Genomic DNA, 25,083 nt, shown 5'->3' with positions numbered 1-25,083 from the left:
AACCATTTGAAGATCGGATGGAAGCGATGCTCCGGGTTCTCCTGCAGGTGGCGGAAGATCGTGATGTAACGGGCATAGCCGATCTTTTCCGAGAGATAGGTGGCGTAGTAGATGAACTTGGGCCGGAAGTAGGTGTACTTCTTCTGCTGGGTCAGAAAGCCGAGGTTCACGGCAATGCCTGCTTCGCGCAAGGCGTCGTTGATGAAACCGGCGTGGCGGGCTTCATCACGGGCCATCAGTTGGAAAAGCTGCGTGATATCCTTGTTAGAGCCGCGACGCTTCATTTCCTTATACAGCACGCAGCCCGAAAACTCGGCGGTGCAGGAGGAGATCAGGAAGTCGATGAACTCTTTCTTCAGCTGCGGCTCCATATTGTCCCAATCGACATGGTCCCAGTCTTCGTTTTTCTTGAAGTGGCCCTTGTTGGGGTCAGAGACCATTTGCGCGATCAGCTTGTCCCAATCCTCGCGGACAGAGGAGACATCAATCGCGTCCATCTCGTCGAAATCGGTGGTGTAGAATCGCGGCGTGAGCAGGGTGTCCTGCATCGCGACATCGGTCGCCTTCTCGCTCGTCATATCCTCGTTCGTGCCATGCACGGAAACCGGAGAGCTGTGGCCGTTCATATGCTTGCGGGGTTCGGTCTGGACGTTCATAGCATCACCTCTTCGCTGAAGGAGAACTCGCAAAGCTCCATGAATTCAAAGTCGCCGGTCATCCGTGTCCACATGCGTTCTAGGCCAGAGGCGCGGGTGATGGTGGCGGTGCGATCCTCGGTGACGATTTCGCCATAAGGGGCCATGATCTCGGCCCCGTGCACGAGCACACTGTCGCCGGGATAGACGACGGCCCCGTTGTTGAAGCGCACATGGGCGTGCAGGCTTTCAAACTTGTGGCTTATTTCGACCGTGCAGGGCGCGGTCTCTTTCTCTCGGGTGAATAGTCCCATCTTTCGGTTCCTCTCTGAAGTTACTGCAGCAGGCTGGCGAAGGCTGCTACATTGTCGGCGCCATAGCCCGACAGTTCGATTTGCTTTTCGGTGGCAGTGTCGATGATGGCGATGCGGCCTGTGTCAAAGCGTACGACCTTCACGGGCGCATCACCTTGATATGCCGCAAGCATCCGCGAACGGTCCTGGACGCGCCAGACCACCTCGATGAAGCCAGAGCGATCATCGCGGGACGAGGCCAGCACGCTGCCGTCTGAGCCGATCACCTGCACTTCGCCCGAGGGGAAATGCTCGAATGTGAAGACGGTTTCGGCAACCACCTGGCCAGAAGGCGGAACGCCCACCAAAGGCCGGTCGGTGATGCGCGCGTAAGCCACCAGTGCGAGGGAAAACAGTGCCAGCGCGAACATCGCGCGGATCAGGACGAGCGGGATCATTTCCTTGTCGCGCTCGGCCAGTTTTTGTTCGGGGGTCAAAGCAGTCATGGCAGTCACTCCGCTGCAACGGCCGCCGCATCTGCGGGCGCGTTGCGTGTAACCTGCGGGATAGATACCCGCGTCTCCGCTGCGTCAGCCAAGATCTTGGCGACGTTGGCTGCGTCAGGGATGCAGCGGAGAGCGGGTTCCGTCCTGGTCATCCGCCATGGGCGGACATGCGGCCAGGTCATGGTGTAGGACAGGCGGTCATCGCCCATCAGCTCAAGGGCAATCGTGCCCGTCCCATCGCGACGCAGATCGAGATTGGCATTGCCGATCTGCGTAAACGGCAGGTTGTAGTAAAGGATCAGCGCCGCGCCGATCCGCATCGACACGCGCTTGGACGTGATGATGTAGACGGTGGCGCGCGCCTGCATGAAGGCGATGCCCAGAAGGATCGCGCAGCACAATGCGCCGAGGATGAGATACGGGGTTGCGGTTGACAGCTCATAGCTGCCTTCCGCGCCCCCAAAGACGATCCGCCATCCTGCCAGCAGGACAAAATAACCGGCCACCCAATACAGCGCGAGCGCGTCTCGGGCGAGCGCCCAGGTCTTCGGGCGCCCTTGCCAAAGGATGTCTTCGCCTTCGGGCGGCCTCTCGGGCAGTCCTTTTACAGGCTCGGTGGCAAAATCGTCGTGCATCACGACCTCCTTACGGGGTTAGAGCTGCGGCGCTTGACGGTGCTCGGAGGCGTAAAGGGTGCCGCCGGCCACGTAGCCGCAGATTTTGTCCTCTTCCAGAAGCGTGACCTGGGTCGGGGACTTGGTTGCAGGAATGCCGGCGAACTGGCCGCCGAACAGGGCACGCACTTTCACGCGGTCCCAGCGAATTTTAGCCATCTGGATCGGCACAAGACGTTTGCCGCCGCCATTCTCGGCGTTCAGCTCGATCTCGAGATACCGGACCATCTGCTCGGGCTCATCGACCCACATGTCGCTGATCGTGCCGACGACACTGTCGTCACCGGCTTGCACGGTCAGACCGCGCGGGTCTTTGCCTGCCGAAACGCTGAACGTGTCGAGGCTGGCCATTGGCACGATCTTGGGGTGACCCTTGCCGTCAAGTTCCGGCAGATCGCGGCGCGGTGCCCAGCTGGCTGGGCCAACGCCGTCTGCCATCGGATCGCCTGTCGGCTCAAACGGAGAGCCCGCAGCCTGACTGGTGCGCTCCAACGCCAACTCGCGGTCTTCCGGCTGCATGTCCGGCACGGTCACTTCACCGCGGCCATGGGGCAGCTTGAAGGTTTTCGGCGAAGGCAGCGGGAACGGACCCTGGTTCGGGGCCGCGCCGCCATCATCTTTTTCAAGCGGATAGCCTTCGCGCATGTTTTCGGTTTGCAGGTAGTAGATCAGCAGCGCGAAAAAGACCCAAAAGCCCCAAATCGCAACACTCGCCAAATCGACACGCCCAAAAAATTCAACTCCAACCATGTTCTTTCTCCTGGTTTAGGTCGGGAAATCAGCAAGCCCGAGTTTGCTGATCTTCCGCGGTTGGTGAGACAGCCCCCGGACACGCACCAGCGGTCCAAGAGCGACGAGGGTGACAAACAGCAATCCGATTTCGACGTGATAGACGACGGAATAGCTGGTTGCGGGGTCGGACAGCGCATCGGGCAAAGACCCGTTGGCGGCGGCTGCCTGCATGAGGTCCCGTATCAAGCCGCCAAGCGCGATCGAGATGCCGGCGGCGGTGGCTTGTGCCGCCCCCCAGGCACCCAGCGCCAGACCCCGGCCTGCCAATCCTTGGGCAGGCATGGTCATCGCAGCGGTCAGGGTTGAGACCGAAAAGAGGCCGCCACCGAACCCGATGGCGGTTGCACCCACAAAGAACAGCACGGCGCTGTCCAGAGGGGCGGCAAAAATAACGGCAGAGAACGCGCCGAGGCCAACAAGTAGCCCGCGCGCACACATGCGGTGCGGGTCCAGCCCGCTGGTGAGCCATTTGGCGGCCAGCGCAAAGGCGACGATTGCGCCTGCCGCCCAAGCGGCGGTCAGCAGCGTTGTGGCTGAGACGCTCAGGCCCAGGATTTCGCCGCCGTAAGGCTCTAGCAGGACGTCCTGCATGTTGAAGGCCATGGTGCCGAGGAAGACGACGACCAGAAGGCGACCGGCTTGGCCACCGGACGCAAAATCGCGCCAGGCGTCTTTGAATTGCGGGCGCGGGGCCTCGCGTTCTTCGCGGGTCATGGGCGACATCTTTTCCTGCTTCCACAGGGCGACGACGTTCAGAAGGATGGTGACAACAGCGGTGCCCTGCACCACCTGCACCAGCTTCAACCCGTTGAAATCACGCAGTAATGTGCCGATTATGATCGCGGACAGCGCCATGCCGATCAGGAACATCACATAAAGCAGCGCGACCACACGGGGCCGCGTTTCCTCGTCCGCGCGGTCGGCGGCGAGGGCAAGGCCTGCGGTCTGCGTCATGTGCATGCCAAGCCCGGTCAGCAGGAAGGCAAGCGCGGCGGCGACCTCTCCGGCCCAGCTTGGCCCTTGGACGTAATCACCGCCAAGGATCAGCAGCGAGAAGGGCATGATGGCGAGGCCACCGAATTGCCAAAGCGTGCCGAACCACAGATACGGCACCCGCTTCCACCCGATGGCGGAACGGTAGGTGTCAGAGCGGAAGCCCAGAAGCGCGCGGAAGGGCGCGATCAGGACGGGCAGGGCGATCATGAAGGCGACGATCATCGCGGGAACGGAAAGCTCCACGATCATCACGCGGTTCAGCGTACCCAGCAGCATGACCGAGGCCATCCCGACCGAGATCTGGAACAGCGACAGGCGCAGCAACTGGTTGAGCGGCAGCCCTTCGCTGGCCGCGTCCGAGAAGGGCAGCAATTCGATTCCGAATTTGGTCAGGGGGTGGCGCTCAGACTTGCTCATGTCGCGAACTCCATGGCGGTGGAGATGTAGAAACCCGAGGTGATCCGCTCGACCTCGCGCAGGGTGCCGGTTGCGCCTGCGGTGGTTGCGGCCCGCGCCAATCGGGCGGGCGCATGGGGGATCATCGTGGGCGAGCGGTCCGAGCGGGGGAACAGTTTTCCCAAACCCCAGAACGTCATCAGGAACGGCGTGCGCGGGGCGACGGTGAAGACGACCGAAGATCCAACACGCGGGCTGAGTTTGGCGAGGATATCGCCAATATCATGCGCCTCGTAGTAAATCAGGCTGTCCATCGCGAGGACGTGATCGAAGGTGCCGCGCGTCTCGCAGAGCATATCGCCAGCCGCGAATTCAACCTGATCGGTGTAATCCCGCGGCAGGCGTTTCTGCGCGATCTCCACCAGCGAGGGCGAGATATCGACGGCGGTGACCTGCGCACCGCGTCTGGCCAGCTCAATCGTCATTTGCCCGGCACCGCATCCGGCATCCAGCACCCGCTGACCGGTCAGATCGGCGGGCAGTTGCGACAACATCACTTCGCGCATGCGATCCCGGCCCGCGCGCACGGTTTCGCGGATCTTCGACACGGGCGCGTCGCTGGTCAGACGCTCCCATGTTTTGGTCGCGGTGCGGTCGAAATAGTCTTCGACGCGGGTCAGTGTGTCGTCATACTGGGCCATTAGTCGAAACCAAGCAGTTCAAAAATTTCACGGTCTTCCATCGGGGCGGGGTTCATGCCTTCGGTGCCGTCATAGAGCAGCTGCGCAAGGCGCATGTATTCGGCGCGGCATTCGACGATGTCCTGTTCGTCGTCCATTTCGAACAGCGTCTTTTTCTTCAGACGCGAGCGGCGGATAGCATCGACATCGGGCATATGCGCCAGACGTTTGAAGCCAACGGTGTCGCAGAAGCGATCCACCTCGTCCGTGTCCTTCGAGCGGTTAGCGACGCAACCGGCCAGACGCACGTTGTAGTTTTTCGATTTGGCCTTCACGGCGGCGATGATCCGGTTCATTGCGTAGATGCTGTCGAAGTCGTTGGCGGTGACGATCATGGCGCGGTCCGCGTGTTGCAGCGGGGCGGCAAAGCCACCGCAGACCACATCGCCCAGCACGTCGAAGATCACGACGTCGGTGTCTTCCAGCATGTGGTGCTGTTTCAGCAGTTTAACCGTTTGGCCAACCACGTAGCCGCCACAGCCGGTGCCGGCGGGGGGGCCGCCAGCCTCGACACATTTCACACCGTTGAAGCCTTCGAACATGAAATCCTCGGGGCGCAGCTCCTCGGCATGGAAATCGACGTCTTTGAGGATGTCGATCACCGTGGGCACCAGCGAACCGGTCAAGGTAAACGTGCTGTCATGCTTCGGGTCGCAGCCGATTTGCAGCACGCGCTTGCCCAGCATGGAAAATGCCGCCGACAAGTTGGATGAGGTCGTCGATTTGCCGATCCCGCCCTTGCCATACACGGCAAAGACCTGCGCGCCCTCGATCTTCATCGATGCGTCTTGATGCACCTGCACCGATCCTTCGCCGTCCTCGCCTTTGAGGATGGGGGGATTGTTGCGATCCAGTGGGGCCATGTCGTTTCTCCTCTCGGCCTATTCGGCCGCTATGCCTTCAAGGCGATCTTCCAGCGCGTCGGCTGCATCCTGCAGCGCGGCCAAAGTCGCATCGTCGGGTGTCCAGTAGTCTCGGTCGGAAGCCTCCAGCAGGCGATTGGCCATGCGGGCGGAGGCCTGCGGGTTCAGGTTTGCAAGGCGGTCGCGCATTTCGTCGTCCAGCACGAAGGTCTCGGACAGGCGCTGGTAGACCCAGGGTTCGACCTGTCCGGTCGTGGCGGACCAGCCCATCGTGTTGGTGACCTGTGCCTCGATCTGGCGGACGCCTTCGTGGCCGTGCTTGAGCATGCCTTCGAACCATTTGGGGTTCAGGCTGCGCGAGCGGGTTTCCAGCGCGATCTGGTCCTGCAACGTGCGGACTTTCGCGCCGCCACGGGTCTGATCGCCGATATAAACGGGGGCATCGACGCCACCTTTGGCGCGCTTCACGGCGCGGGAAATGCCGCCGAGCGTGTCGAAGTAATGGTCAACGGTGGTGACGCCCAGCTCGACGGATTCGAGGTTTTGATAGGCGAGGTCGACGTCCTTGAGGGCCGTTTGCAACAGCGCGCCATTGGCCGATGACTTGCCGTTCACACCATAGGCAAAGCTCTTGCGGTTCTGGTAGGCGTCGGCCAACTCATCCTCATCGCCAAAGGCGGAGCTGTCGACCAATGCGTTGACGTTGGAGCCATAGGCACCCTCAGCATTCGAGAAGACGCGCAGGGCGGCGGTCTCCATATCGCATCCCATCTCCTTGGCATATTGCAGGGCATGGGCGCGGATGTAGTTCTGGCCCTCGGGTTCATCGGCCATCGCACATTTATAGGCGGCTTCGGCCAGCATCCGGGTCTGCAAGGGCAGCAGATCGCGGAAAATGCCCGACAGGGTCATGATGACGTCGATGCGGGGGCGGCCCAGCTCTTCGAGCGGGATCAGATCGGCGCCGCACAGACGCCCGAAATTATCGAAACGCGGTTTGGTTCCCATCAGCGCCAGCGCCTGACCAATGGGACCGCCATCGGACTTGATGTTGTCAGAGCCCCACAGCACCAGCGCAACGGTGCGCGGAAACTCCGGGTGTGTTTCAAGCAAGACATCGGCCAGCTTCCAACCCTCTTGCAGGGCAAAGGCAGTGGGCATGCGGAACGGATCGAACGCGTGGATGTTGCGGCCAGCGGGCAGCACATCAGCAGACCGGATCAGATCACCCCCCGGCACGGGTGCGATATAGTGACCGCCCAAGGCGCGCATCAGGCCGCCCATTTCATCGTCTTGCTGAAGCAGGTGGTCGATGCGGACGCGGGTCTCGTCATCGAGATCGGGCATGACGCGCAGATGCTCGGCGCGTTCAGCATCGCTGATCGGTTTGCCGACCACATGCAGGCCATCGGGGATCAGCGCGTCTTCGGTTTCCAGCAGGGTCAGCCACAGGGCATCGGGGTCGCGTTCCTCCAGATCGACGGCTTCGGCCTGCGCACCAATCAGCGCCGCAAGCTCGTCGCGATCTTCGGCATCCGGTAGCAAAGCGCGCCAGCGGGTCAGGCTGTCTTTCAGCTCTGCCAGACCTTTATAAAGGCCGGACGCGGCCAGCGGCGGCGTGATATGCGTGACCGTCACCGCGTTGGAGCGGCGCTTGGCCAAAGTCGCCTCGGACGGGTTGTTGGAGGCGTAAAGATAGACGTTGGGCATGTCGCCGATCAGACGATCAGGCCAATCGCGCGCGCCCATGCCGGATTGCTTGCCGGGCATGAACTCCAACGCGCCGTGCATGCCGAAATGCAAGACCACATCGGCCTGCAATTGGTTCTTGAGGTAAAGATAGAAGGACGCAAAAGCGTGGGTCGGGGCAAAGCCCTTTTCAAAGAGCAACCGCATCGGGTCGCCCTCATAGCCGAAGGTGGGCTGCACGCCGACAAAGACATTGCCAAACTCGGCCCCCAGCACGAAGACGCCGCGCCCGTCGGACTGGATGCGACCGGGGGCAGGGCCCCAGACCTCTTCGATCTCGGACAGCCACGGCGTATCCCGCACGATATCATCGGCGCTGATATGGGCGGCGACATTGGCTTCCTGGCCGAACTGCTTGGCATTGCCCTCAAGCAGGGCGGCGCGCAGATCTTCGACCGTGTCGGGTGCGGTGACCGAATAGCCTTCGTCTTTCATCCGGTGCAGCGTGTTGTGCAGCGATTCAAAGACGCTCAGATAGGCAGCCGTGCCAATCGCACCAGCATTGGGCGGAAAGCCAAAGAGCACGATGGCCACCTTGCGTTCGGCAATCTCAGAGCGGCGCAGCTGCGCCACATTCGCGGTTTTTGCGGCCAGTGCGTCGATACGCTCGTGGCAGGGCGACATCGCCTTATGCTCCAGCGAGCAATCGCATTTGCGGTTGCAGCCATTGCAGCCTTCGGGACCGTGGCGACCGGCAAAAACGGTGGGGTTCGTCGCACCGTCAATCTCGGGCAGGGCGATCAGCATTGTGGTTTCGACCGGGCCAAGACCACCTTGCGAACAGCTCCACTGACCGAGCGTTTGGAACTCCAGCGGGTGGGCGGCGATATAGGGCAGATCGAGGCCTTTGAGCGTCTCGACCGCAGCGTCGCTGTCATTATAGGCAGGCCCGCCGATCAGCGAGAACCCGGTGAGCGACACCATCGCGTCAATCGTCACGCCATGGGCATCGCGGAAATAGGCGTCAATCGCGGGGCGGCCATCCAGCCCCCCGGCAAAAGCGGGGATCACGCGGAGGCCTTGCGCCTCGAACGCGGCGATCACGGCATCATAATGCGCGGTGTCGGAGGCCAGGATATAGCTGCGCAGCATCAGCAGGCCAACGGTCGCCTTATAGGCTTTGGGCGCGGGTAAGTCATTGATATCAGTGATGATATGGTGACCGGGCAGCGCGGGATGGTAAAGGCCCACATCTGGGTAATCAATCGGCTCTTGCGCGATTTGCGTGTTGAAGGACGCCTCGTGGCTGTAGCGCGACACCAGATAGCGCACCATCTGTTCGACATTGTCGTCCGAGCCACCCAGCCAATATTGTATCGTCAGGAACCAGCCGCGCAGGTCTTGCGCCTTGCCGGGCAGGAACTTGAGGATCTTCGGCAGGCGACGCAGCATCTTGGCTTGCTTTTGCCCGCTATCGGCAGACGGCTTGGCCGAGCCGCGCAGCTTTTTCAGCAGCTTCATCGCGCCACTGGCGGGCTGGGACATATCCAGATCGCCCATCTTCGTCAGCTTGACGATTTCAGGGTCAGAAATGATGCCGACCAGCGCGTCGCAATCATCGCGGCGCGCTTGCAGGTCGGGCAGCACGGCTTTGATATGCTCTTCGATAAACAGCAGGTTGCAGACGATGATATTGGCATGCGCAATCGCGGCGCGCGCCTCGATCAGCGCGTCAGGGTTTTCGGCCCATTCGGCAGCGGCATGGACAGAGACGGACAGACCCGGAAAATCCTCGGACAGGGCAGGGGCCACGCGCGCGGCGGGGCCAGCCGCATGGCTGTCCAAAGTGACAATCGCAACGCGATAGCCGGGGATGTCGGAACTATCGCGCATAGTGAGCTTTCGCCTCGTAAAGGGTATCGACAGAGATCTCGTGCACACCGCGTTCGGCAGCATATTTTTCGGTGTTCCGCTTGGCCTTGCCGCGCACGAAGAACGGGATTTTCTTCAGTTCTTTTTCAGCGGGGGCGAGCCAGATGACGTTGTCATCATTGGCGGCGGCGGGTGTCTGTTCGACCACCGGCTCATCCGCATGGATCGCCTTGGGCGCATGGCCGCCGTGATGGCTGGGGCCAGCGGCGTCGTGGAACTCGAAATCCTCGCGGAACATGGCGAGCAGGTGTTCTTCCAGCCCCATGACCAGCGGGTGAATCCATGTGTCGAACAGAACATTCGCGCCCTCGAACCCGACCTGAGGCGAATAGCGCGCGGGGAAGTCCTGCACATGGACGGGGGCGGAGATCACCGCGCAGGGGATGCCCAAACGCTTGCCGATATGCCGCTCCATCTGAGTGCCAAGGATCATTTCGGGGGCGAGCGCTTCGATGGTCTGCTCGACCTCAAGATAGTCGTCGGTAATCAGCGCCTCGACGCCGATTTCCTTGGCCAAGCCGCGGATATCGCGGGCCATTTCGCGGTTGTAGCAGCCGATGCCAACGACCTCGAAGCCCATTTCTTCGCGGGCGACGCGGGTGGCGGCGCGCACATGGGTGCCGTCGCCAAAGATGAACACGCGCTTGCCAGTGAGGTATGTCGAATCGACCGATTTGGACCACCACGGCAGGCGCAGGCGGCTTTCATCCACCTCGGGCGTGATACCTGTTAGCTTGGCAACCTCGGCGATGAAATCGCGGGTCGCGCCGACGCCGATGGGCACGGTTTTGGTGTAGGGCTGGCCGCATTCGCGTTCCAGATACCGCGCGGCGGCTTCGGCCGTTTCGGGGTAGAGAAGCACGTTGAAATGGGCGGCGCCCAGCCGGGTCAGGCCGGTCGGGGTTGCCCCCATGGGCGCCACCACATTCACCTCAATGCCCAGATCGTAAAGCAGGGCGGTGAGCTCTTGAACATCGTCGCGGTGACGGAAACCAAGCCCGGTGGGGCCGAGGATATTGCAACTGATGCGCTGGGTACGCTCGATCGGCTTGGCCAATGCGCGGACAAGCTGAAAGAACGTCTCGTCACAGCCGAAGTTTTCCTTGCGCTGATAGGACGGCAGCTCCAGCGGGATCACGGGGATCGGCAGGCCCATGGTTTCGGCCAGACCGCCGGGATCGTCCTGAATCAACTCGGCGGTGCAGGATGCGCCGACGATGATCGCCTCGGGCTTGAAGCGCTCATAGGCATCGCGGCAGGATTGCTTGAAGAGATCGGCGGTGTCGCTGCCCAGATCGCGCGCCTGAAAGGTCGTGTAGCTGACGGGCGGGCGGTGATCGCGACGCTCAATCATGGTGAAGAGCAGATCGGCATAGGTGTCGCCCTGCGGCGCGTGCAGCACGTAATGCAGACCTTTCATCCCGGTTGCGACGCGCATCGCACCGATGTGCGGGGGCCCTTCATATGTCCAGACGGTGAGCTTCATTCGGCAGCCTCCAAACGGTTGGGCATGCCTTTCAGCAGCTCTTTGCGGCGCAGCGGGCGTGAGAAAAGGCCTGCCAGATCGCCCGCTTGTTCGTAGAAATGCACGGGCGTGAAAACGAGCTCGATGGCCCATTTCGTGGTTAACCCGTGCGCCTCAAGCGGATTGGCAAGGCCAAGACCGCAGACGGTGATATCGGGGCGCGCGTCCAGCGCGCGATCCAGTTGCAGATCAACATCCTGACCTTCGGAAATGACGGGGCCTTTGGCGATCAGGTCCAGATCGGGGCCGACAAGGGTCTGATGCAGGAAGGGCGTGCCGATTTCCACGGCGCTCATCCCGCATTCATTCGTCAGGAACCGCGCGAGCGGGATTTCCAGCTGACTGTCGGGGAAGAAGAAGACCGACTTGCCTTGCAGTTCCGCCGCTTGGGTCGCGATAGCCTTGCGGGCGCGGGCGCGCGGGGCCTCGGTCACGCGGTCGACAACGCTTTCGTCGATGCCGAATTCGGCAGCAATGGCTTTGAGCCACGCGGTTGTGCCGTGCTCCCCGAAGGGGAAGGGGGCTGCGATATGGCGTGCGCCGCGACGCTCGAGGGCGGCGTGCGTGTCACCAAGGAACGGTTGGGTCAGCGCGAAAACGGTGTTCTCGCCAACGCCATGCTCATCGAGCGCGCGTTTGGCAGGCAGGACGCGGACAGGCGTTACGCCGATCTCTTCCAGAAGACCCAGCGCTTGATCTTCGATAACATCGGGTAGGGCGCCGACAACAAGGAGTTGGCGTTCGTCGGATGTCTCCAGAACCGGGACCATGGCTGCCAATGCCGCATCCTCGCCCTGGGTAAACGTCGTCTCGATCCCCGAGCCGGAATAGTTCAGCACCCGGACATCGGGAAAATGCACTTGGCTCAAACGCTCTGCGGCGCGGGACAAGTCCAGTTTGATGACCTCGGACGGGCAGGACCCGACCAAAAACAATTGTTTGATGTCAGGCCGACGTGACAGCAGGCGCGCCACTTCGCGGTCCAGTTCTTCATGTGCATCCGCCAGACCGGCCAAATCCTTTTCTTCAAGAATCGCTGTGCCGAAGCGCGGCTCGGCGAAAATCATGACGCCAGCGGCGCTTTGCAGCAGATGCGCGCAGGTGCGCGAGCCGACGACCAGAAAGAAAGCGTCCTGCATTTTGCGGTGCAGCCAGATGATGCCGGTGAGACCGCAGAAGACTTCGCGCTGGCCGCGTTCTTTCAGAACGGGCACGTCGCGGCAGCCTTTGGATGGGGTCATATCATTCATGCCGGCACCTCTGCCTGAATGCGCGCCATGCGCAGTTTCCACAGGAATTGCCCGGCATTGATCACGTAGGCGGCATAGGCCGCCAGCGCGATGAACATCAGGGTTTGCGGGGGAAAAGCAGCGGCCAGAAGCCCATATATATAAAGGGTATGCAGCGCGATAACGCCAAAGCTGAACACGTCTTCCCAGAAGAAAGCGGGGGCAAAAAGCCACTGTCCGAAGACGACCTTCTCCCAGATCGCGCCGGTCACCATGATGAGATACAGAAACCCGGTTTTCACGACGATAGAGACGGTCGCGGCCATATAGCCTTCGCCTGACCACAGATAGCGGACGACAAGCGCGAGCGAGACGAGAAAGACCAGAAACTGCACGGGGGCAAGAACCCCCTGAACAAGGGTCCAAACCGTGGTGTCGCGGCGGTGGCGTTCAGCCTCTGTGTAGAGCCGCACAGGTGTGCGGCTGCCTGTTGGCGTAACTTGCATGAACCGACTCCCTGACAAGCGGAACAGGGATAGCGTCGTTCTTTTCCGAGAAAGTGTCAACTAAAACTTACACATTAAAGTTGACAGTTGATGAAATCTTGTGCGCAGGCGAGAAGGGCCTTTATGAACGGTAACATAGCCAAGTTTTAAAGGCTTAGCCGAGGTCTCGCAGCAACAGATTGCGCGACCTTTCTTCGCAAACTGTCAATTGCGTTTGACATTATAGTGCGACTCGCAGACACTTCTTTATATGGGTTGCGTACGAGCTCCGTTCTGGCGCCCGCATCTTCCCACCGGATAAAGGATGTTTTTGATGTCTGAGGGGCCGAAAAAGGCCACCCCGCTTCAAGGGTCTGTCGCAAATGACAATGTGGATGCGCTTGCTTCGCAAGTGCTGACTGTTGTTGCGTCCCGGTCGCCGCATAACGCTGCAAAGGTTTACAACCGGCTGGTTCAGCAACTGGTCGAGGGTGTCCGCTCGATGGAGCGGGGCGCACAAGACGCCGCGCTGCAGGAGTTGCGTCGTTACGGATGCACACCCACCGACATCGCCGATATCTATATTCCCGCCGCCGCGCGCGTGCTGGGGGATGAATGGTGCCGCGACGAGGTCAGCTTTGCCGATGTCACGATCGGCACCGCCCGCCTGCAAGGCATGCTCCGCGATCTGGAGCGGGAATGGATGCTGGAGCAGCCAAAGATGCCTGCAAACGGCCCTTCCATCGCGATTGTCTGCGAGGATGATTTCCACACGCTGGGGTCGATGGTGATCGCAGGGCAAATGCGCCGCGTCGGCGCGTCGGTCCGATTGTTGCTGGGTCTGACCATGTCAGAACGCATGGAAATCTTCCGAGAGCACAGTTTCGACATTGTCATGATATCGGCGACGCGCACGGAAAACCTTGAAACCACGCGGAAATTAGTAAAAAATATCCGAACAACATGTGAAAATCGGTTGCCGATTGTCGTTGGCGGCACAGTTATAGAGCACAATATTAACGTGAAGGCCCTGACGGGGGCTGATCATGTTATGAACGATCCGAAGGAAGCGCTGGAACTTTGCGGGCTGAAGACACATCACCAAGGCGGCGGCCTTTCCGAAATACGGAGCTTGACGACACAGAAAGCTCTGATGTCGGATTCGGACCGGTGACGACGCGGGGCACAAAATACTGGAGCAGTGGCGCAATTCCGTTGATCGCGCCCGAACTGCTCGGGGATATCATTGCCACCTCTTCTGACATTGCGATTGTGGTCTCCGATGTAGGTGACGTGCTGTCTGTGCTGATCAATCCGGCACACCGGTCCTTTGGCCGGTTGGAGCATTGGGAAGGCCGCAATGTGCGCGACTTCCTGACCACCGAGAGTGTTCCGAAATTTGACGGTCAGATCGCCAAAGCCCTGACCGAAGACGGCGCGACCAAAGCGGTCGAGCTGAACCACGCGGATTCCACCCATTGGGAATTCCCGGTGCGCTATTCGTTCCACCGGATTGGCCCTGATGGCGCTGTTCTCATGCTGGGTCGCGATTTGCGCCCGGTTGCCGAGATGCAGCAACAACTGGTCAAAGCCCAGATCGCGCTTGAGCGCGATTATGAGGCGCAGCGCGAGTTCGATACCCGCTTCCGCGTTCTGATGAATGCCACGCGCGAGGCGATTTTGTTCGTCTCGATGACCAGCGGCCGGATCACGGATGTGAACAATGCCGCCGCAAAATTGCTTCACACCTCGTCGGAAGATCTGATCGGCTCTGCCTTCGCGCAGGAATTTGAAGGCCGCCGTCGCGGCGAATTTCTGGAAAGCCTGACGAATTCGGCCATGTCGGATTCCAACACGCCGGTCGAGCTGCAGGTGCGCCGCAGCAAGGAACATATCACCGTCACGCCCACTGTTTTCCGCGCTGCGGGCGAACGGTTGTTGTTGTGCCGGATTGAGCCGTCGGATGATGGTCTGGGCGTCACCGATGAGCTGAGCGAGAACCTGTCGGCGCTTTATCAGGAAGGTGTCGATGCGATCATCTTCACGGATCAGGATGGCGTGATCCGCGCTGCGAATGAAAGCTTCCTGAACCTTGCCGATGTCTCGCATCTGAGCGCTGTCAAAGGCAAACCGCTGGCCGATTTCCTCGTGCGCGGCTCTGTCGACATGAAAGTGCTGATCGACAACGCGGCGCGCGCCGGTCAGATGCGGATGTATGCGACCAAGCTGGCCTCAGAATATGGCAGCCAGCTGTCGGTTGAGATTTCGGTGACCTATCTGAGCGATAAGATGCACCCGTCTTTTGTCTTCGTGATCCGCGATGCGAGCCGTGTGGACGCCGTCCGCAAGCCAGGTGCTGCCGTGAATGGCGACAGCGTGCGGTCGGTGATGGAACTGGTGGGCAGTGCGACGCTCAAGGATATCGTGGCTGAAACCACGGATGTTGTTGAGAAAATGTGCATCGAGACCGCGGTCGAACTGACGCGCAACAACCGTGTCGCCGCAGCTGAAATGCTGGGTCTGAGCCGTCAGAGCCTTTACGTGAAGCTTCGCAAATACGGGTTGCTCAGCAAAGACGGTTAAGCGTCGGTCGAAACGAGTCGCGCCTCGAACCAGGGGACAAGGTCGTCAAAGCCAAGCGCGCCGCGTGCTACATCAACGACAAGATCATCTATCAAATCGTCCTCTTTCAGCACCAATTCTGCGCCGCTGTTATCAATGAGAACCATCGTCAAAATCCATGACGTGCGCTTGTTGCCATCCACAAACCCATGATTGCCAATCATACTATGCAGCAAAGCGGAAGCTTTCTGAGCAAGGGTTTCGTGATATCCGGAATAGGGCCGCCCAATAGCGGACTCTACCATACCAAGGTTCGATACGCCTGACCGCCCTCCATACCGCAAGGCTTCCTCGTGGGCATTCAAAGCATCATTCAAGGTGATTTGGTAGTGCTCGTTAACGATCGGCAAGACGTTTCAATGCGGCGCAATGGCGATCAGATGTTCGCTTGATAGACGACAAGGACCGTTCGCTCAATTTGGATACACTCCGCTCGGACCGGACCTCTGTGATGTGACCAGTTTGTGTGTCCTGAACAATCACGCCGCCTTTGACGGTTGTCTCTTTCAGTGCAGTGCTCATCTGAGCCTCCAGATCGGTCGTGCGCCTTACTAACTTAGATATATGGCACGAAATCAAACAATGTGAAGCGTTACATCTAATGTAACAAATATTTCCTAAATCTGCGTGCCCTGCGACATTGTCAGCCTGTCTTTACACTTGCACGACTCATTCTTGTAAAGCAAAGTTGACAGTATGACTGTCACGTCCACCATTCAGCCTCGCCAGCTGCCGGACCCCCGCGCAATGCTGACGTTAATCAAGCCGATCACATGGTTTCCGCCAATGTGGGCGTATCTGTGTGGGGCCGTGTCCTCGGGCGTGTCGCCAGCGGGGCAGTGGCCTGTTGTGATCATCGGTGTGATCCTCGCCGGACCCGTGGTCTGCGGCATGAGCCAAGCGGCGAATGATTGGTGCGACCGCCATGTGGACGCGATCAATGAGCCGGACCGCCCAATCCCGTCGGGCCGTATTCCTGGTCGTTGGGGTCTCTATATCGCGCTGGCGATGACCGTTCTGTCGCTGCTCTTGGGTCTGACATTGGGCCCTTGGGGCTTTGGTGCGACCGTTGTCGGTGTCGCCGCCGCCTGGGCCTATTCTGCCGAGCCGATCCGCATGAAGCGGTCGGGCTGGTGGGGGCCGGGTCTGGTTGGCCTGTGTTACGAGGGTCTGCCGTGGTTCACAGGTGCCGCCGTGCTGGCTGCTGGTGCGCCAGCGATGCCCGTGATTATCGTGGCCGCGCTTTACGCAATCGGCGCGCATGGCATTATGACACTCAATGATTTCAAAGCGTTAGAGGGGGACCGCCAGATGGGCGTGAACTCCCTTCCGGTCACGCTTGGCCCGGAAAAGGCCGCGAAGGTTGCTTGTATCATCATGTTGATCCCGCAAGTGATCGTGATCTGCTGCCTTGCCGTTTGGGACCGCCCGTATCACGGGCTGGCTGTCCTGGCCCTTGTGCTGGCCCAGCTTGCCGCGATGCGCATCATGCTGCGCGATCCGAAGGCGAAAGCGCCTTGGTATAACGGCACGGGCGTCACGCTTTATGTCTCTGGCATGATGGTTACCGCCTTTGCCGTGCGCGGATTGGAGCTGCTATGAAACTCAGCTGGCTCCAGATCGTCCGCCTTGGCCTTGTGCAAATGTCACTGGGCGCGATTGTCGTGCTGATGACCTCGACGTTGAACCGTCTGATGGTCGTCGAACTGGCGCTTCCCGCGATCCTGCCGGGGTTGCTGGTGGCGCTGCATTACGGTGTGCAGATCACGCGCCCTAATTGGGGGTTCCGGTCTGACACGTCCGGCAATCGCACAATGTGGATCATCGGCGGTATGGTCGTGTTGGCGCTGGGGGGTGTTCTGGCGACCTATGGCGTTTTGCTGCTTGAGACGCAGTTTGCCCTTGGTCTAACGGCGTCAATCCTTGCGTATATCCTGATCGGGCTGGGCGTCGGCGCCTCTGGCACCTCGCTTCTGGCGTTCCTTGCCACGGCCACCGCGCCGCATCGCCGGGCGGCGGCCGCAACGATCACTTGGCTGATGATGATCGCCGGGATTGCGATCACCGCAGGCACCGTGGGCGCATTGCTTGATCCTTATACCCCGCAGCTTCTGCTCGAGATCGTCAGCATCGTCGCGGCTCTTGCGGTCGCCCTCACGACCTTGGCCGTCTGGGGGATCGAGCGGCGCATTCAGGCCGAGCCGACCCGCGAAGACACGCTGTTCTGGCATGGCCTCAAAGAGGTCTGGGCCGAACGCAACGCGCGCAACTTCACAATCTTCGTCTTTCTGTCGATGACCGCTTATTTCATGCAAGAGCTGATCCTTGAGCCTTATGCGGGTCTCGTCTTCAACTACACGCCCGGTCAATCCACCTCGATGAGCGGCGCACAAAACGGCGGCACATTCCTCGGAATGGTGCTCGTGGGCATTGCAGCCACGGGGTTTAAGTTCGGCAGCCTGCGCCAATGGGTCATCTTCGGATGCCTGGGTTCGGCTGCTACACTTACCATAATCTCTCTTATTGGGCCTTTGGGCCCGGGTGCCCCCCTGCTTCCCGCAGTGATCGCGTTGGGCTTTTTCAACGGTGTCTTCGCGGTGGCTGCCATCGGGTCGATGATGGATCTGGCCGGCGACGGGCGCGAGGCCCGTGAAGGCACACGGATGGGTCTTTGGGGTGCCGCACAAGCCATCGCCGCAGGCTTTGGCGTTACCGCTGGCGCTGCTGCTGTCGATGTCATGCGCCATGTGGTGCCGACCGACGCCCAGGCCTTCGGCTCTGTCTTTCTGTTCGAGGCGCTGCTTTTCGTCGCCTCAGCGGCGCTGGCCGCACGCATCATGAAATCCCGCCGTTTGGAGACGGCCGCCTTGGTTCCGGGAGAATGACTATGATCTATGACGTTGTCGTCGTTGGTGGAGGCCCCTCGGGCGCAACTGCTGCACAGGATCTCGCGGATGCGGGCCATAAGGTTGCCATGCTCGATCGCGCCGGACGGATCAAGCCGTGCGGCGGTGCCGTCCCACCCCGACTGATCACGGATTTCAATATCCCCGACAGTCAGATCGTGGCAAAGATCAACACCGCGCGGATGATTTCGCCGACCCAACGCCAGGTCGATATCCCGATAGAGAACGGCTATGTCGGCATGGTCGACCGCGAGCATTTTGACGAATATCTGCGCACCCGCGCTGTCGATGCTGGCGCCGACCGCCACACAGGCACTTTCATTCGCATCATGCGTGGCCCCAACGGCACCCATGTCGTTTATCGCGACAAAGCCACGCGTGAAGAGGTGGCGCTCAAGACCAAGCTGATTATCGGGGCGGATGGGGCCCGCTCTGATGTGGCGCGGGCCGAAGTGCCCGGCGGCGACACGATCCCTTATGTGATCGCCTATCACGAGATCATCAAAGCGCCCGAGCCGACCGCCAGCTATAATCCCAAGCGCTGCGACGTGATCTATGACGGCGCGATTTCGCCTGATTTCTACGGCTGGGTCTTTCCTCACGGCACCTCGGCCAGTGTCGGGATGGGCACCGGGTTGGATGGTGTGGACCTTAAGAAGGCCACGGCTGATCTGCGTGCAAACTCTGGTCTGAGCGACTGCGAAACGATCCGCAAGGAAGGCGCGCCGATCCCACTGAAACCGCTGGACAAGTGGGACAACGGCACCGACGTCGTCCTTGCAGGCGATGCCGCCGGCGTCGTCGCCCCTTCCTCGGGCGAAGGCATCTATTATGCGATGGCGGGGGGCCGGGTGGCCGCCACAGCAGCGCAAGCCTGCCTGCGGTCCGGCAAAGCCAAAGACCTGCAGATCGCGCGCAAGCTGTTCATGAAAGAGCACAAGACCGTCTTTAAGGTTCTGGGTGCCATGCAGGACGCCTATTACCGCTCGGACGACAGGCGCGAACGCTTCGTCTCCCTGTGTCATGATGTCGACGTGCAGCGCCTCACGTTTGAAGCGTATATGAACAAGAAACTCGTTAAAGCGCGTCCCATGGCCCACTTGAAAATCGGCATCAAGAACCTCGCCCATCTCACGGGGCTCGTGTCCCCGTTACGCACATGACCGACATGATCCCCACCTGGCTCGACGGTGTTCTGACGCCGGTCGAAAAGCTGGAGGTGCACCGCAAAGGCCTCAAGCACAAAGCGGTGTCGGTCTTTGTGATGAACCGTGGCCGGGTGCTGATCCAGCAACGCGCAATGTGCAAATATCACACGCCGGGTCTGTGGGCGAACACCTGCTGCACGCATCCTCATTGGGGCGAAGACCCCGCCGATTGCGCCATGCGCCGGCTGCGCGAAGAACTGGGGATCACGGGGCTTTACCCCGCGATGCGCGACACGGTCGAATACCGCGCCGATGTGGGCGGCGGGATGATCGAGCATGAGATCGTCGACATTTTCACCGCTGACGCCCCGGATGGCATGCAATTCACCCCCAATCCAGAGGAGGTCATGGCCGTCGATTGGGTCGATCTGCACGCGCTGACGGCTCAGGTGAACCGCCATCCCGACCGCTATACCGCCTGGCTGAAAATTTATCTGAACGAGTATCGCGAGCGGATTTTCATGACCTCGCCGGTGGGCGAGTAGCCCTTCCCCAAGACCACATTCCTTGACCTGATCAGAGATCGGCTGGACAAGCTTGACCTACTGTCGCCATAGTCACCCCAAAGGCGATTTCGATTGGTTTGAAAGGATGATCATGACCCGTATCCCTCTTTGGTTGGCCTTGGCAGGAGCCACCGTCACCCTATCCGCTTGTCAGTCTGTCGCGCCCGAGGAACCCACAATTTTCGAGTATACCTCGCCGGAAATCTCGGGGCTGATGCCTGTGCGCGCATTCCCCAATCCCGATGACGTCTGCCAGCTTCTGGGTGACAGCACAGCGACTGCAGCGCTGGAAGAAGACGGCCGCCGCCTCATCGCCTGTCCCAAACATGAAAAAGGCGCGATGGAGGATCGTCGTAAACAAGGTGCGCGCGTCGTCGCCAACGCCACCCATTGGGTGATCCTCAGCATTTCAGAGCGGCGCGTCAGGTAGCGCACCAAAACTCTTCTGAAGAGTTTTATTCTGCAGGAATACCTTCAGGCCGGTCGAAGACGCCGACCGCTTGCAGCGCTGTTGCAACGATGTCGACGCGCGTCAGCCCGGCATCTTCATACATCGCCGATGGCGACGCGTGGTCAATGAAGCGATCCGGCAACGTCATCGTACGCACAGCCAGCCCGCGGTCCAGACCACCCTGATTGGCCAGATCATGGAGCACCATCGCCCCAAATCCGCCGACCGAGCCTTGCTCGACCGTGATCAGCGCTTTGTGGTGGCGCGCCAGCTGATGAATCAACGGGCGGTCCAACGGTTTGGCAAAACGCGCATCTGCCACTGTGGCCGAGATGCCGCGCGCGGCCAGATCATCGGCGGCGCGCAGGCATTCCTCCAGATGCGCGCCAAAAGACAGGATCGCCACGTCATGGCCTTCGCGTACCAGACGGCCTTTGCCGATCTCGATGGCTTGCGGACGTTCGTCGATCACGGCGCCTGTCCCCTCGCCCCGCGGATAGCGGAACGCGATCGGGCCATCGTCATATTCCGCTGCGGTCACGACCATGCGCGCCAGTTCGGCCTCGTCTGCGGCGGCCATCACCGTCATGTTGGGCAGCGCCACCATATAGCCGATATCGAAGGACCCCGCATGGGTCGCGCCATCGGCGCCAACCAGCCCGGCGCGGTCAATGGCAAAGCGCACGGGCAGCTTTTGCAAGGCCACGTCATGGACCACCTGGTCATAACCGCGTTGCAGGAAAGTCGAATAGATCGCGCAGAATGGGCGCAGACCCGAGGCCGCCATACCGGCTGCAAAAGTCACGCCATGCTGCTCGGCAATACCCACATCGAAAACGCGTTTGGGAAAGCGCATCTGCATCTTGTCCAGCCCGGTGCCGGAGGGCATTGCCGCAGTGACGGCAACGATCTTCGGATCGGCCTCTGCCAGATTGCACAGGGTAGACCCAAAGACCGACGTATAGCTTGGCGCGTTAGACTTCGCTTTGCTCTGCGCGCCCGTGGCAACATCGAATTTCGACACGCCGTGATACTTGTCCGCCGAGCCTTCCGCAGGCGCGTAGCCTTTGCCTTTGACCGTGCAGCAATGGATCAAAACCGGGCCGGTTGCACGCGACCGTGCGGCGCGCAGGACGGGCAAAAGCTGATTCATGTCATGGCCATCAATCGGGCCGATATAGGAAAAGCCCAGCTCTTCAAACAACGTGCCGCCGGTGCCGGGGGTGCCTGTCACAAGCTGACGCGCGCGCCGTGCGCCATCGCGCAGCGGGCCGGGCAGCGCGGATTCGAATCCTTCCGCCAGATCGTTGAGCGCGGCAAAAGGCGTGTTGCCCGCATAAAGCCCCGACAAATAGGACGACATTGCGCCGACAGGCGGGGCAATGCTCATCTCGTTATCGTTGAGGATCACGAACAGGCGTTTGCCCTCGGAACCTGCGTTGTTCATCGCTTCATAGGCCATGCCCGCGCTGATCGAGCCGTCACCGATCACCGCAATCGCATCGCCCGTTGGCTGGCCCAAATCGCGGCCCATGGTGAAGCCCAAAGCAGCAGAAATTGAGGTAGAGCTATGCGCCGCCCCGAACGGATCATACGGGCTTTCCGAGCGTTTGGTGAAACCCGAAAGCCCCCCCTCCTGGCGCAAGGTACGGATACGGTCGCGGCGCGCAGTGAGGATCTTATGCGGATAGCATTGATGGCCGACATCCCAGACGACCTTGTCAAAGGGCGTGTTGAAGACCGCATGCAGCGCGACGCTGAGCTCGACCACGCCCAGCGATGATCCCAGATGCCCGCCGGTTTCCGACACGGCCGAGATCACCTCGGCGCGCAGCTCGTCCGCAACAAGGCCCAGACTTCGATCATCCATCGCCCGCAGATCATCGGGCGTGTGAACGCGGTCAAGGGTCGGGGTGTTGGGTCGCTTGGTCATGGCAGCCTCCCGGGCGTGGGTGTGTGGGCGCTTGAATAAAAAAGCACCGCGAAGGGCGAACCCCCCGCGGCGCAGTTTCCTGTAGCCAACAGGAAGGGAACCGGGGTGTGGAGACCCCGAGGATCAGCCCCTCGCCAAAAGGGGCTGAACCGGTTTTGAGGACGGAGCTTTCCAAGATGGAAAGCGCCGCACTCAAATGTCGTAGCTCGTGCGTTCAGCGGGAAGCTGAATGTCGAACGAGGCAGGCGTCGGATCCAGCGCTTCTTTGGATTCCGGCGGCAGCAAAGCCCCGATCCCAATGAAGATCCAGATGAACGCGATGAGGCCGGCAAACACGGCCATGCCGTAAAATGCGCCTTTCATCATCAGGCCAAGGATGGCCGTCCGCTGGCGGTTGGCCCGTGAGCCTCCCAGAAGATCGTATTCCATATCAGAGTCAGACATTCGTAATCTCCTTAATCGAGCGGTGCGTAGCCGTGCTCCTGCGCCCAGACGAACCAGTTGTCGACAACTGTGCCTGTGATCAGGATACCGATACCGCCTGTCAGCGTGGTCAGAACCGCGAACCACCAGGCCCAGCGGTGGATACCTTCCATCGTGGCGTTAAAGCCCATCGTCCAGCGCCAGAACAAAGCGGCGCGTTCGGATGCCGTACCGCGGTCGACGATCTGTTCGATCTCGCGGTCACCGCCGAAGCGGGTCACGGCCAGGATCGTTGCCCCGTGCATGGCAAACAGCAGGGCTGAGCCATAAAGGAACACGATCGAAAGCGCGTGGAACGGGTTATAGAAAAGGTTGCCGTAGGTGATGGAGAAGAGGTTCGTCCAATCCAGATGCGGGAAGATGCCGTAAGGCACAGCCTCAGACCACGACCCCATCAGGATCGGACGGAAGAGACCCAGCACAAGGAACAACCAGATGGCAGAGGCAAAGGCCCAGGCCACATGCTTGCCCATCCCCAGTTGATCGGCCCGCTGATAGGTGCGGATCCACCAGGAACACACCGAAATCAGCAGGAAGAACGAGGCGATCAGGAACCAGCCCCCCTCTTGCAGCGGCGGGATCGACAGGCCGTATTCCGGACCAGGCGGCTCTAGCGCGAGGTAGAAGAGGTCACGCGCCATGATGGCGAGGTTCCAGTCCGACTGTGCCAGCATGTTGAAGCCGACAATATTGAACCACAAGATCCCCGTGACGATCGACACAAGACCGTAGGGGCCCAGATAGATCGGACCCAGCTGGGCGTTCCCGAAGATACCGACGAATGTCGAGAACCCGGGGCGGCCCACGCGGCCTTCGGCAAGGTTGTTTTCATTGTCCATGCCGTATTCGGGCGGACCCTGAACCTGCACTTGGGTGAAAATGTTCTGATATTCAGCCATTGCTCAACCCTCCTTAAAGGTCAGCCCAGAAGGGCAGTTCGAGATACCAATCCCACCAGATGATCCACTCTTCGAACCAGATGGTGCCAGAGATCACGATACAGATCGCGCTCCAGAAACCTGCGCTCAGCGCCAGGAACAGACCCAGACGGTGGATGCCCAACGGGCCAACCGAATAGCCGATCAGATCGCGGAAATAGGTGTCCTCGTGATCGGGCGTCTTCATCTCGGTGCCTTTGGCCGGGTTCACCGCCGACAACACCAGAGAGCCGTGCAGCGCAAGCGCCAGACAGTTGGTGAAGAAGAAGGTGATCGCGATCATATGCGCGGGATTGTAGTGGAAGTTGCCGTAGGCGTAGCCGACATTGTTGACCCAATCGAGGTGGCTCCAGATGCCATAAGGGAAGGCGTGGCCCCAAGCCCCCATCAGCACCGGACGAATGACAACAAGCGTCGTATACGCAAAGATCGCAACGCCAAAGGCGAAGGGCACGTGATAGCCCATACCCAGCTTCTTGCAGATCTCGACCTCGCGCAGCATCCAACCGATGAACGCACCATGGGCGCAAATCGTGATCAGCTGCCAAAGCCCACCCTCAAGCAAGGGCGCGGCGGCAAGGCCATATTCTAGGGGCGGCGGATCAATAGAGATCAGCCAGGGGTTCCATGTCGGGCCGACCGCTGCACCATAAAAGATGAGGATCGTTCCCAAGGCGGCGAAAAAGAATGTCATGACGCCGAAGAAGCCCACGTAAAACGGGCCTACCCAGAAGTCGAACAGATCGCCACCGATCAGCGTCCCTCCGCGGACGCGATATTTTCTCTCGAAGCTGAGCAGTGCCATCTTCAGTCTCCATGTCTGACGCTTGCGCGAAAAGCGCCAGCCGTCTGCTTAATGTTCGGTTTGTTGCGGGCGGAAAGAGAACCGCCCGCAACGAGAGCTTCTCTGGTTATTCCGCAGCTTCGACGCGGCCATACTTCTCCGCGGCGATCTCGAACCAGTTGTAGCTAGGGTTGCTGAGCAGAACGAGGTGAATCATTGCTGCCAGCAAGAAGAGGAAAACGCCTTGCGCGACGAAAACGCGACGCGGGTCGAAGACCAGCCAGATCTTATAGAACTTGCTCATGTTTCAACCCTTCCTCAGAACCAAGGACGCCAAAGCAGCACAAGGATATGAGCCACGACTGCGATGCCCGTGAAGACAGTCAGCCCGCTCATATACACCGAGTGCAGCTCTTGCGCTTGCTCGTCAGTGAGGCCTGTAAAAGACAGACCAGTGTTATCAGCCATAGTATTCCTCCGGAACGGTATGCTGAGCC

Annotated in this window: 26 protein-coding genes; 7 read left to right on the top strand and 19 right to left on the bottom strand. The window is 60.3% G+C overall.

Features of this window, described 5'->3' with window-relative positions:
* From acsF to bchF, 12 genes are all read right to left on the bottom strand, one after another.
* On the bottom strand, positions 1-626 hold a 626-nt coding region (gene acsF, locus KUW67_RS17700), incomplete at its 3' end, for a magnesium-protoporphyrin IX monomethyl ester (oxidative) cyclase (RefSeq protein WP_370635036.1).
* Between the two features lie 26 nt (positions 627-652).
* Positions 653-949 (bottom strand): hypothetical protein, encoded by a 297-nt coding sequence (locus KUW67_RS17695; RefSeq protein ID WP_224826667.1) that lies wholly within the window; start codon positions 947-949, stop codon positions 653-655.
* A gap of 20 nt (positions 950-969) precedes the next feature.
* Complete coding sequence (gene puhC / locus KUW67_RS17690) at positions 970-1,434, bottom strand: photosynthetic complex assembly protein PuhC (protein ID WP_224826666.1); 465 nt, start codon at positions 1,432-1,434, stop codon at positions 970-972.
* A gap of 5 nt (positions 1,435-1,439) precedes the next feature.
* On the bottom strand, positions 1,440-2,072 hold the full coding sequence (gene puhB, locus KUW67_RS17685) for a photosynthetic complex putative assembly protein PuhB (RefSeq protein ID WP_224826665.1): 633 nt from the start codon (positions 2,070-2,072) through the stop codon (positions 1,440-1,442).
* A gap of 15 nt (positions 2,073-2,087) precedes the next feature.
* Positions 2,088-2,858 carry a photosynthetic reaction center subunit H gene (gene puhA, locus KUW67_RS17680; RefSeq protein ID WP_224826664.1) on the bottom strand — a complete coding sequence of 257 codons (771 nt, stop codon included), beginning with the start codon at positions 2,856-2,858 and terminating at the stop codon, positions 2,088-2,090.
* A gap of 15 nt (positions 2,859-2,873) precedes the next feature.
* The gene (locus tag KUW67_RS17675) at positions 2,874-4,313 is read right to left on the bottom strand and encodes a PucC family protein (protein WP_224826663.1); all 1,440 of its coding nucleotides are present in this window, start codon (positions 4,311-4,313) and stop codon (positions 2,874-2,876) included.
* A complete protein-coding gene (bchM, locus tag KUW67_RS17670; protein ID WP_224826662.1) occupies positions 4,310-4,993 on the bottom strand; it encodes a magnesium protoporphyrin IX methyltransferase in 684 nt (227 codons plus the stop codon). The genes KUW67_RS17675 and bchM overlap by 4 nt, the downstream gene beginning before the upstream one ends.
* Positions 4,993-5,895 (bottom strand): ferredoxin:protochlorophyllide reductase (ATP-dependent) iron-sulfur ATP-binding protein, encoded by a 903-nt coding sequence (gene bchL / locus KUW67_RS17665; protein ID WP_224826661.1) that lies wholly within the window; start codon positions 5,893-5,895, stop codon positions 4,993-4,995. Before bchL ends, bchM begins: the two co-directional genes overlap by 1 nt.
* 18 nt (positions 5,896-5,913) lie before the next feature.
* Positions 5,914-9,477, bottom strand: a complete 3,564-nt coding sequence (locus KUW67_RS17660) for a magnesium chelatase subunit H (RefSeq protein ID WP_224826660.1) — start codon at positions 9,475-9,477, stop codon at positions 5,914-5,916.
* Positions 9,467-11,002 (bottom strand): ferredoxin:protochlorophyllide reductase (ATP-dependent) subunit B, encoded by a 1,536-nt coding sequence (bchB, locus tag KUW67_RS17655; RefSeq protein WP_224826659.1) that lies wholly within the window; start codon positions 11,000-11,002, stop codon positions 9,467-9,469. The genes KUW67_RS17660 and bchB overlap by 11 nt, the downstream gene beginning before the upstream one ends.
* Entirely contained in the window at positions 10,999-12,291 is a 1,293-nt protein-coding gene (locus KUW67_RS17650; RefSeq protein ID WP_224826658.1) for a ferredoxin:protochlorophyllide reductase (ATP-dependent) subunit N, read from the bottom strand. Before KUW67_RS17650 ends, bchB begins: the two co-directional genes overlap by 4 nt.
* Complete coding sequence (gene bchF, locus KUW67_RS17645; RefSeq protein ID WP_224826657.1) at positions 12,288-12,776, bottom strand: 2-vinyl bacteriochlorophyllide hydratase; 489 nt, start codon at positions 12,774-12,776, stop codon at positions 12,288-12,290. The genes KUW67_RS17650 and bchF overlap by 4 nt, the downstream gene beginning before the upstream one ends.
* Positions 12,777-13,089: 313 nt before the next feature.
* On the opposite strand from bchF, the gene KUW67_RS17640 reads away from it, so the two are divergent.
* Positions 13,090-13,929 (top strand): B12-binding domain-containing protein, encoded by an 840-nt coding sequence (locus KUW67_RS17640; protein WP_224826656.1) that lies wholly within the window; start codon positions 13,090-13,092, stop codon positions 13,927-13,929.
* The gene (gene ppsR, locus KUW67_RS17635; protein ID WP_224826655.1) at positions 13,926-15,338 is read left to right on the top strand and encodes a transcriptional regulator PpsR; all 1,413 of its coding nucleotides are present in this window, start codon (positions 13,926-13,928) and stop codon (positions 15,336-15,338) included. The genes KUW67_RS17640 and ppsR overlap by 4 nt, the downstream gene beginning before the upstream one ends.
* On the opposite strand, the gene KUW67_RS17630 is transcribed toward ppsR, so the two are convergent.
* The gene (locus KUW67_RS17630) at positions 15,335-15,727 is read right to left on the bottom strand and encodes a type II toxin-antitoxin system death-on-curing family toxin (protein ID WP_224826654.1); all 393 of its coding nucleotides are present in this window, start codon (positions 15,725-15,727) and stop codon (positions 15,335-15,337) included. The genes ppsR and KUW67_RS17630 overlap by 4 nt on opposite strands.
* Before the next feature lie 346 nt (positions 15,728-16,073).
* Here KUW67_RS17630 and chlG point away from each other — a divergent pair, with 346 nt between their 5' ends.
* The 5 genes from chlG to KUW67_RS17605 all read left to right on the top strand — a co-directional run bounded on the left by chlG (position 16,074) and on the right by KUW67_RS17605 (position 20,427).
* Complete coding sequence (chlG, locus tag KUW67_RS17625) at positions 16,074-16,979, top strand: chlorophyll synthase ChlG (RefSeq protein WP_224826653.1); 906 nt, start codon at positions 16,074-16,076, stop codon at positions 16,977-16,979.
* Positions 16,976-18,262: a BCD family MFS transporter gene (locus KUW67_RS17620; protein ID WP_224826652.1), complete on the top strand. Its 1,287-nt coding sequence runs from the start codon at positions 16,976-16,978 to the stop codon at positions 18,260-18,262. The genes chlG and KUW67_RS17620 overlap by 4 nt, the downstream gene beginning before the upstream one ends.
* A gap of 2 nt (positions 18,263-18,264) precedes the next feature.
* Positions 18,265-19,446: a geranylgeranyl diphosphate reductase gene (locus tag KUW67_RS17615; protein ID WP_224826651.1), complete on the top strand. Its 1,182-nt coding sequence runs from the start codon at positions 18,265-18,267 to the stop codon at positions 19,444-19,446.
* On the top strand, positions 19,443-19,976 hold the full coding sequence (idi, locus tag KUW67_RS17610; RefSeq protein ID WP_224826650.1) for an isopentenyl-diphosphate Delta-isomerase: 534 nt from the start codon (positions 19,443-19,445) through the stop codon (positions 19,974-19,976). Before KUW67_RS17615 ends, idi begins: the two co-directional genes overlap by 4 nt.
* A 112-nt stretch (positions 19,977-20,088) precedes the next feature.
* On the top strand, positions 20,089-20,427 hold the full coding sequence (locus tag KUW67_RS17605; protein ID WP_224826649.1) for a hypothetical protein: 339 nt from the start codon (positions 20,089-20,091) through the stop codon (positions 20,425-20,427).
* Between the two features lie 25 nt (positions 20,428-20,452).
* Here KUW67_RS17605 and dxs read toward each other — a convergent pair whose 3' ends face one another.
* From dxs to pufB, 6 genes are all read right to left on the bottom strand, one after another.
* A complete protein-coding gene (gene dxs / locus KUW67_RS17600) occupies positions 20,453-22,381 on the bottom strand; it encodes a 1-deoxy-D-xylulose-5-phosphate synthase (protein ID WP_224826648.1) in 1,929 nt (642 codons plus the stop codon).
* A 192-nt stretch (positions 22,382-22,573) separates the two neighbouring features.
* Positions 22,574-22,825, bottom strand: coding sequence for an RC-LH1 core complex protein PufX (pufX, locus tag KUW67_RS17595; protein WP_224826647.1), 252 nt, complete (start codon positions 22,823-22,825; stop codon positions 22,574-22,576).
* Positions 22,826-22,836: 11 nt separating this feature from the next.
* Positions 22,837-23,763, bottom strand: a complete 927-nt coding sequence (gene pufM, locus KUW67_RS17590; RefSeq protein ID WP_224826646.1) for a photosynthetic reaction center subunit M — start codon at positions 23,761-23,763, stop codon at positions 22,837-22,839.
* 13 nt (positions 23,764-23,776) lie between these two features.
* Positions 23,777-24,607, bottom strand: a complete 831-nt coding sequence (pufL, locus tag KUW67_RS17585; protein ID WP_224826645.1) for a photosynthetic reaction center subunit L — start codon at positions 24,605-24,607, stop codon at positions 23,777-23,779.
* Positions 24,608-24,713: 106 nt separating this feature from the next.
* Complete coding sequence (gene pufA / locus KUW67_RS17580) at positions 24,714-24,890, bottom strand: light-harvesting antenna LH1, alpha subunit (protein WP_224826644.1); 177 nt, start codon at positions 24,888-24,890, stop codon at positions 24,714-24,716.
* Between the two features lie 14 nt (positions 24,891-24,904).
* Positions 24,905-25,054, bottom strand: a complete 150-nt coding sequence (gene pufB, locus KUW67_RS17575) for a light-harvesting antenna LH1, beta subunit (protein WP_224826643.1) — start codon at positions 25,052-25,054, stop codon at positions 24,905-24,907.
* Positions 25,055-25,083 lie beyond the last annotated feature (29 nt).

Source organism: Cognatishimia sp. MH4019 (genome assembly GCF_020177595.1).
In the GTDB taxonomy this organism is placed as follows: Bacteria; Pseudomonadota; Alphaproteobacteria; order Rhodobacterales; family Rhodobacteraceae; genus JAHTBL01.
Note: the sequence above shows the minus strand (reverse complement) of the source record. Positions and strands in the feature narration are given on the sequence as shown.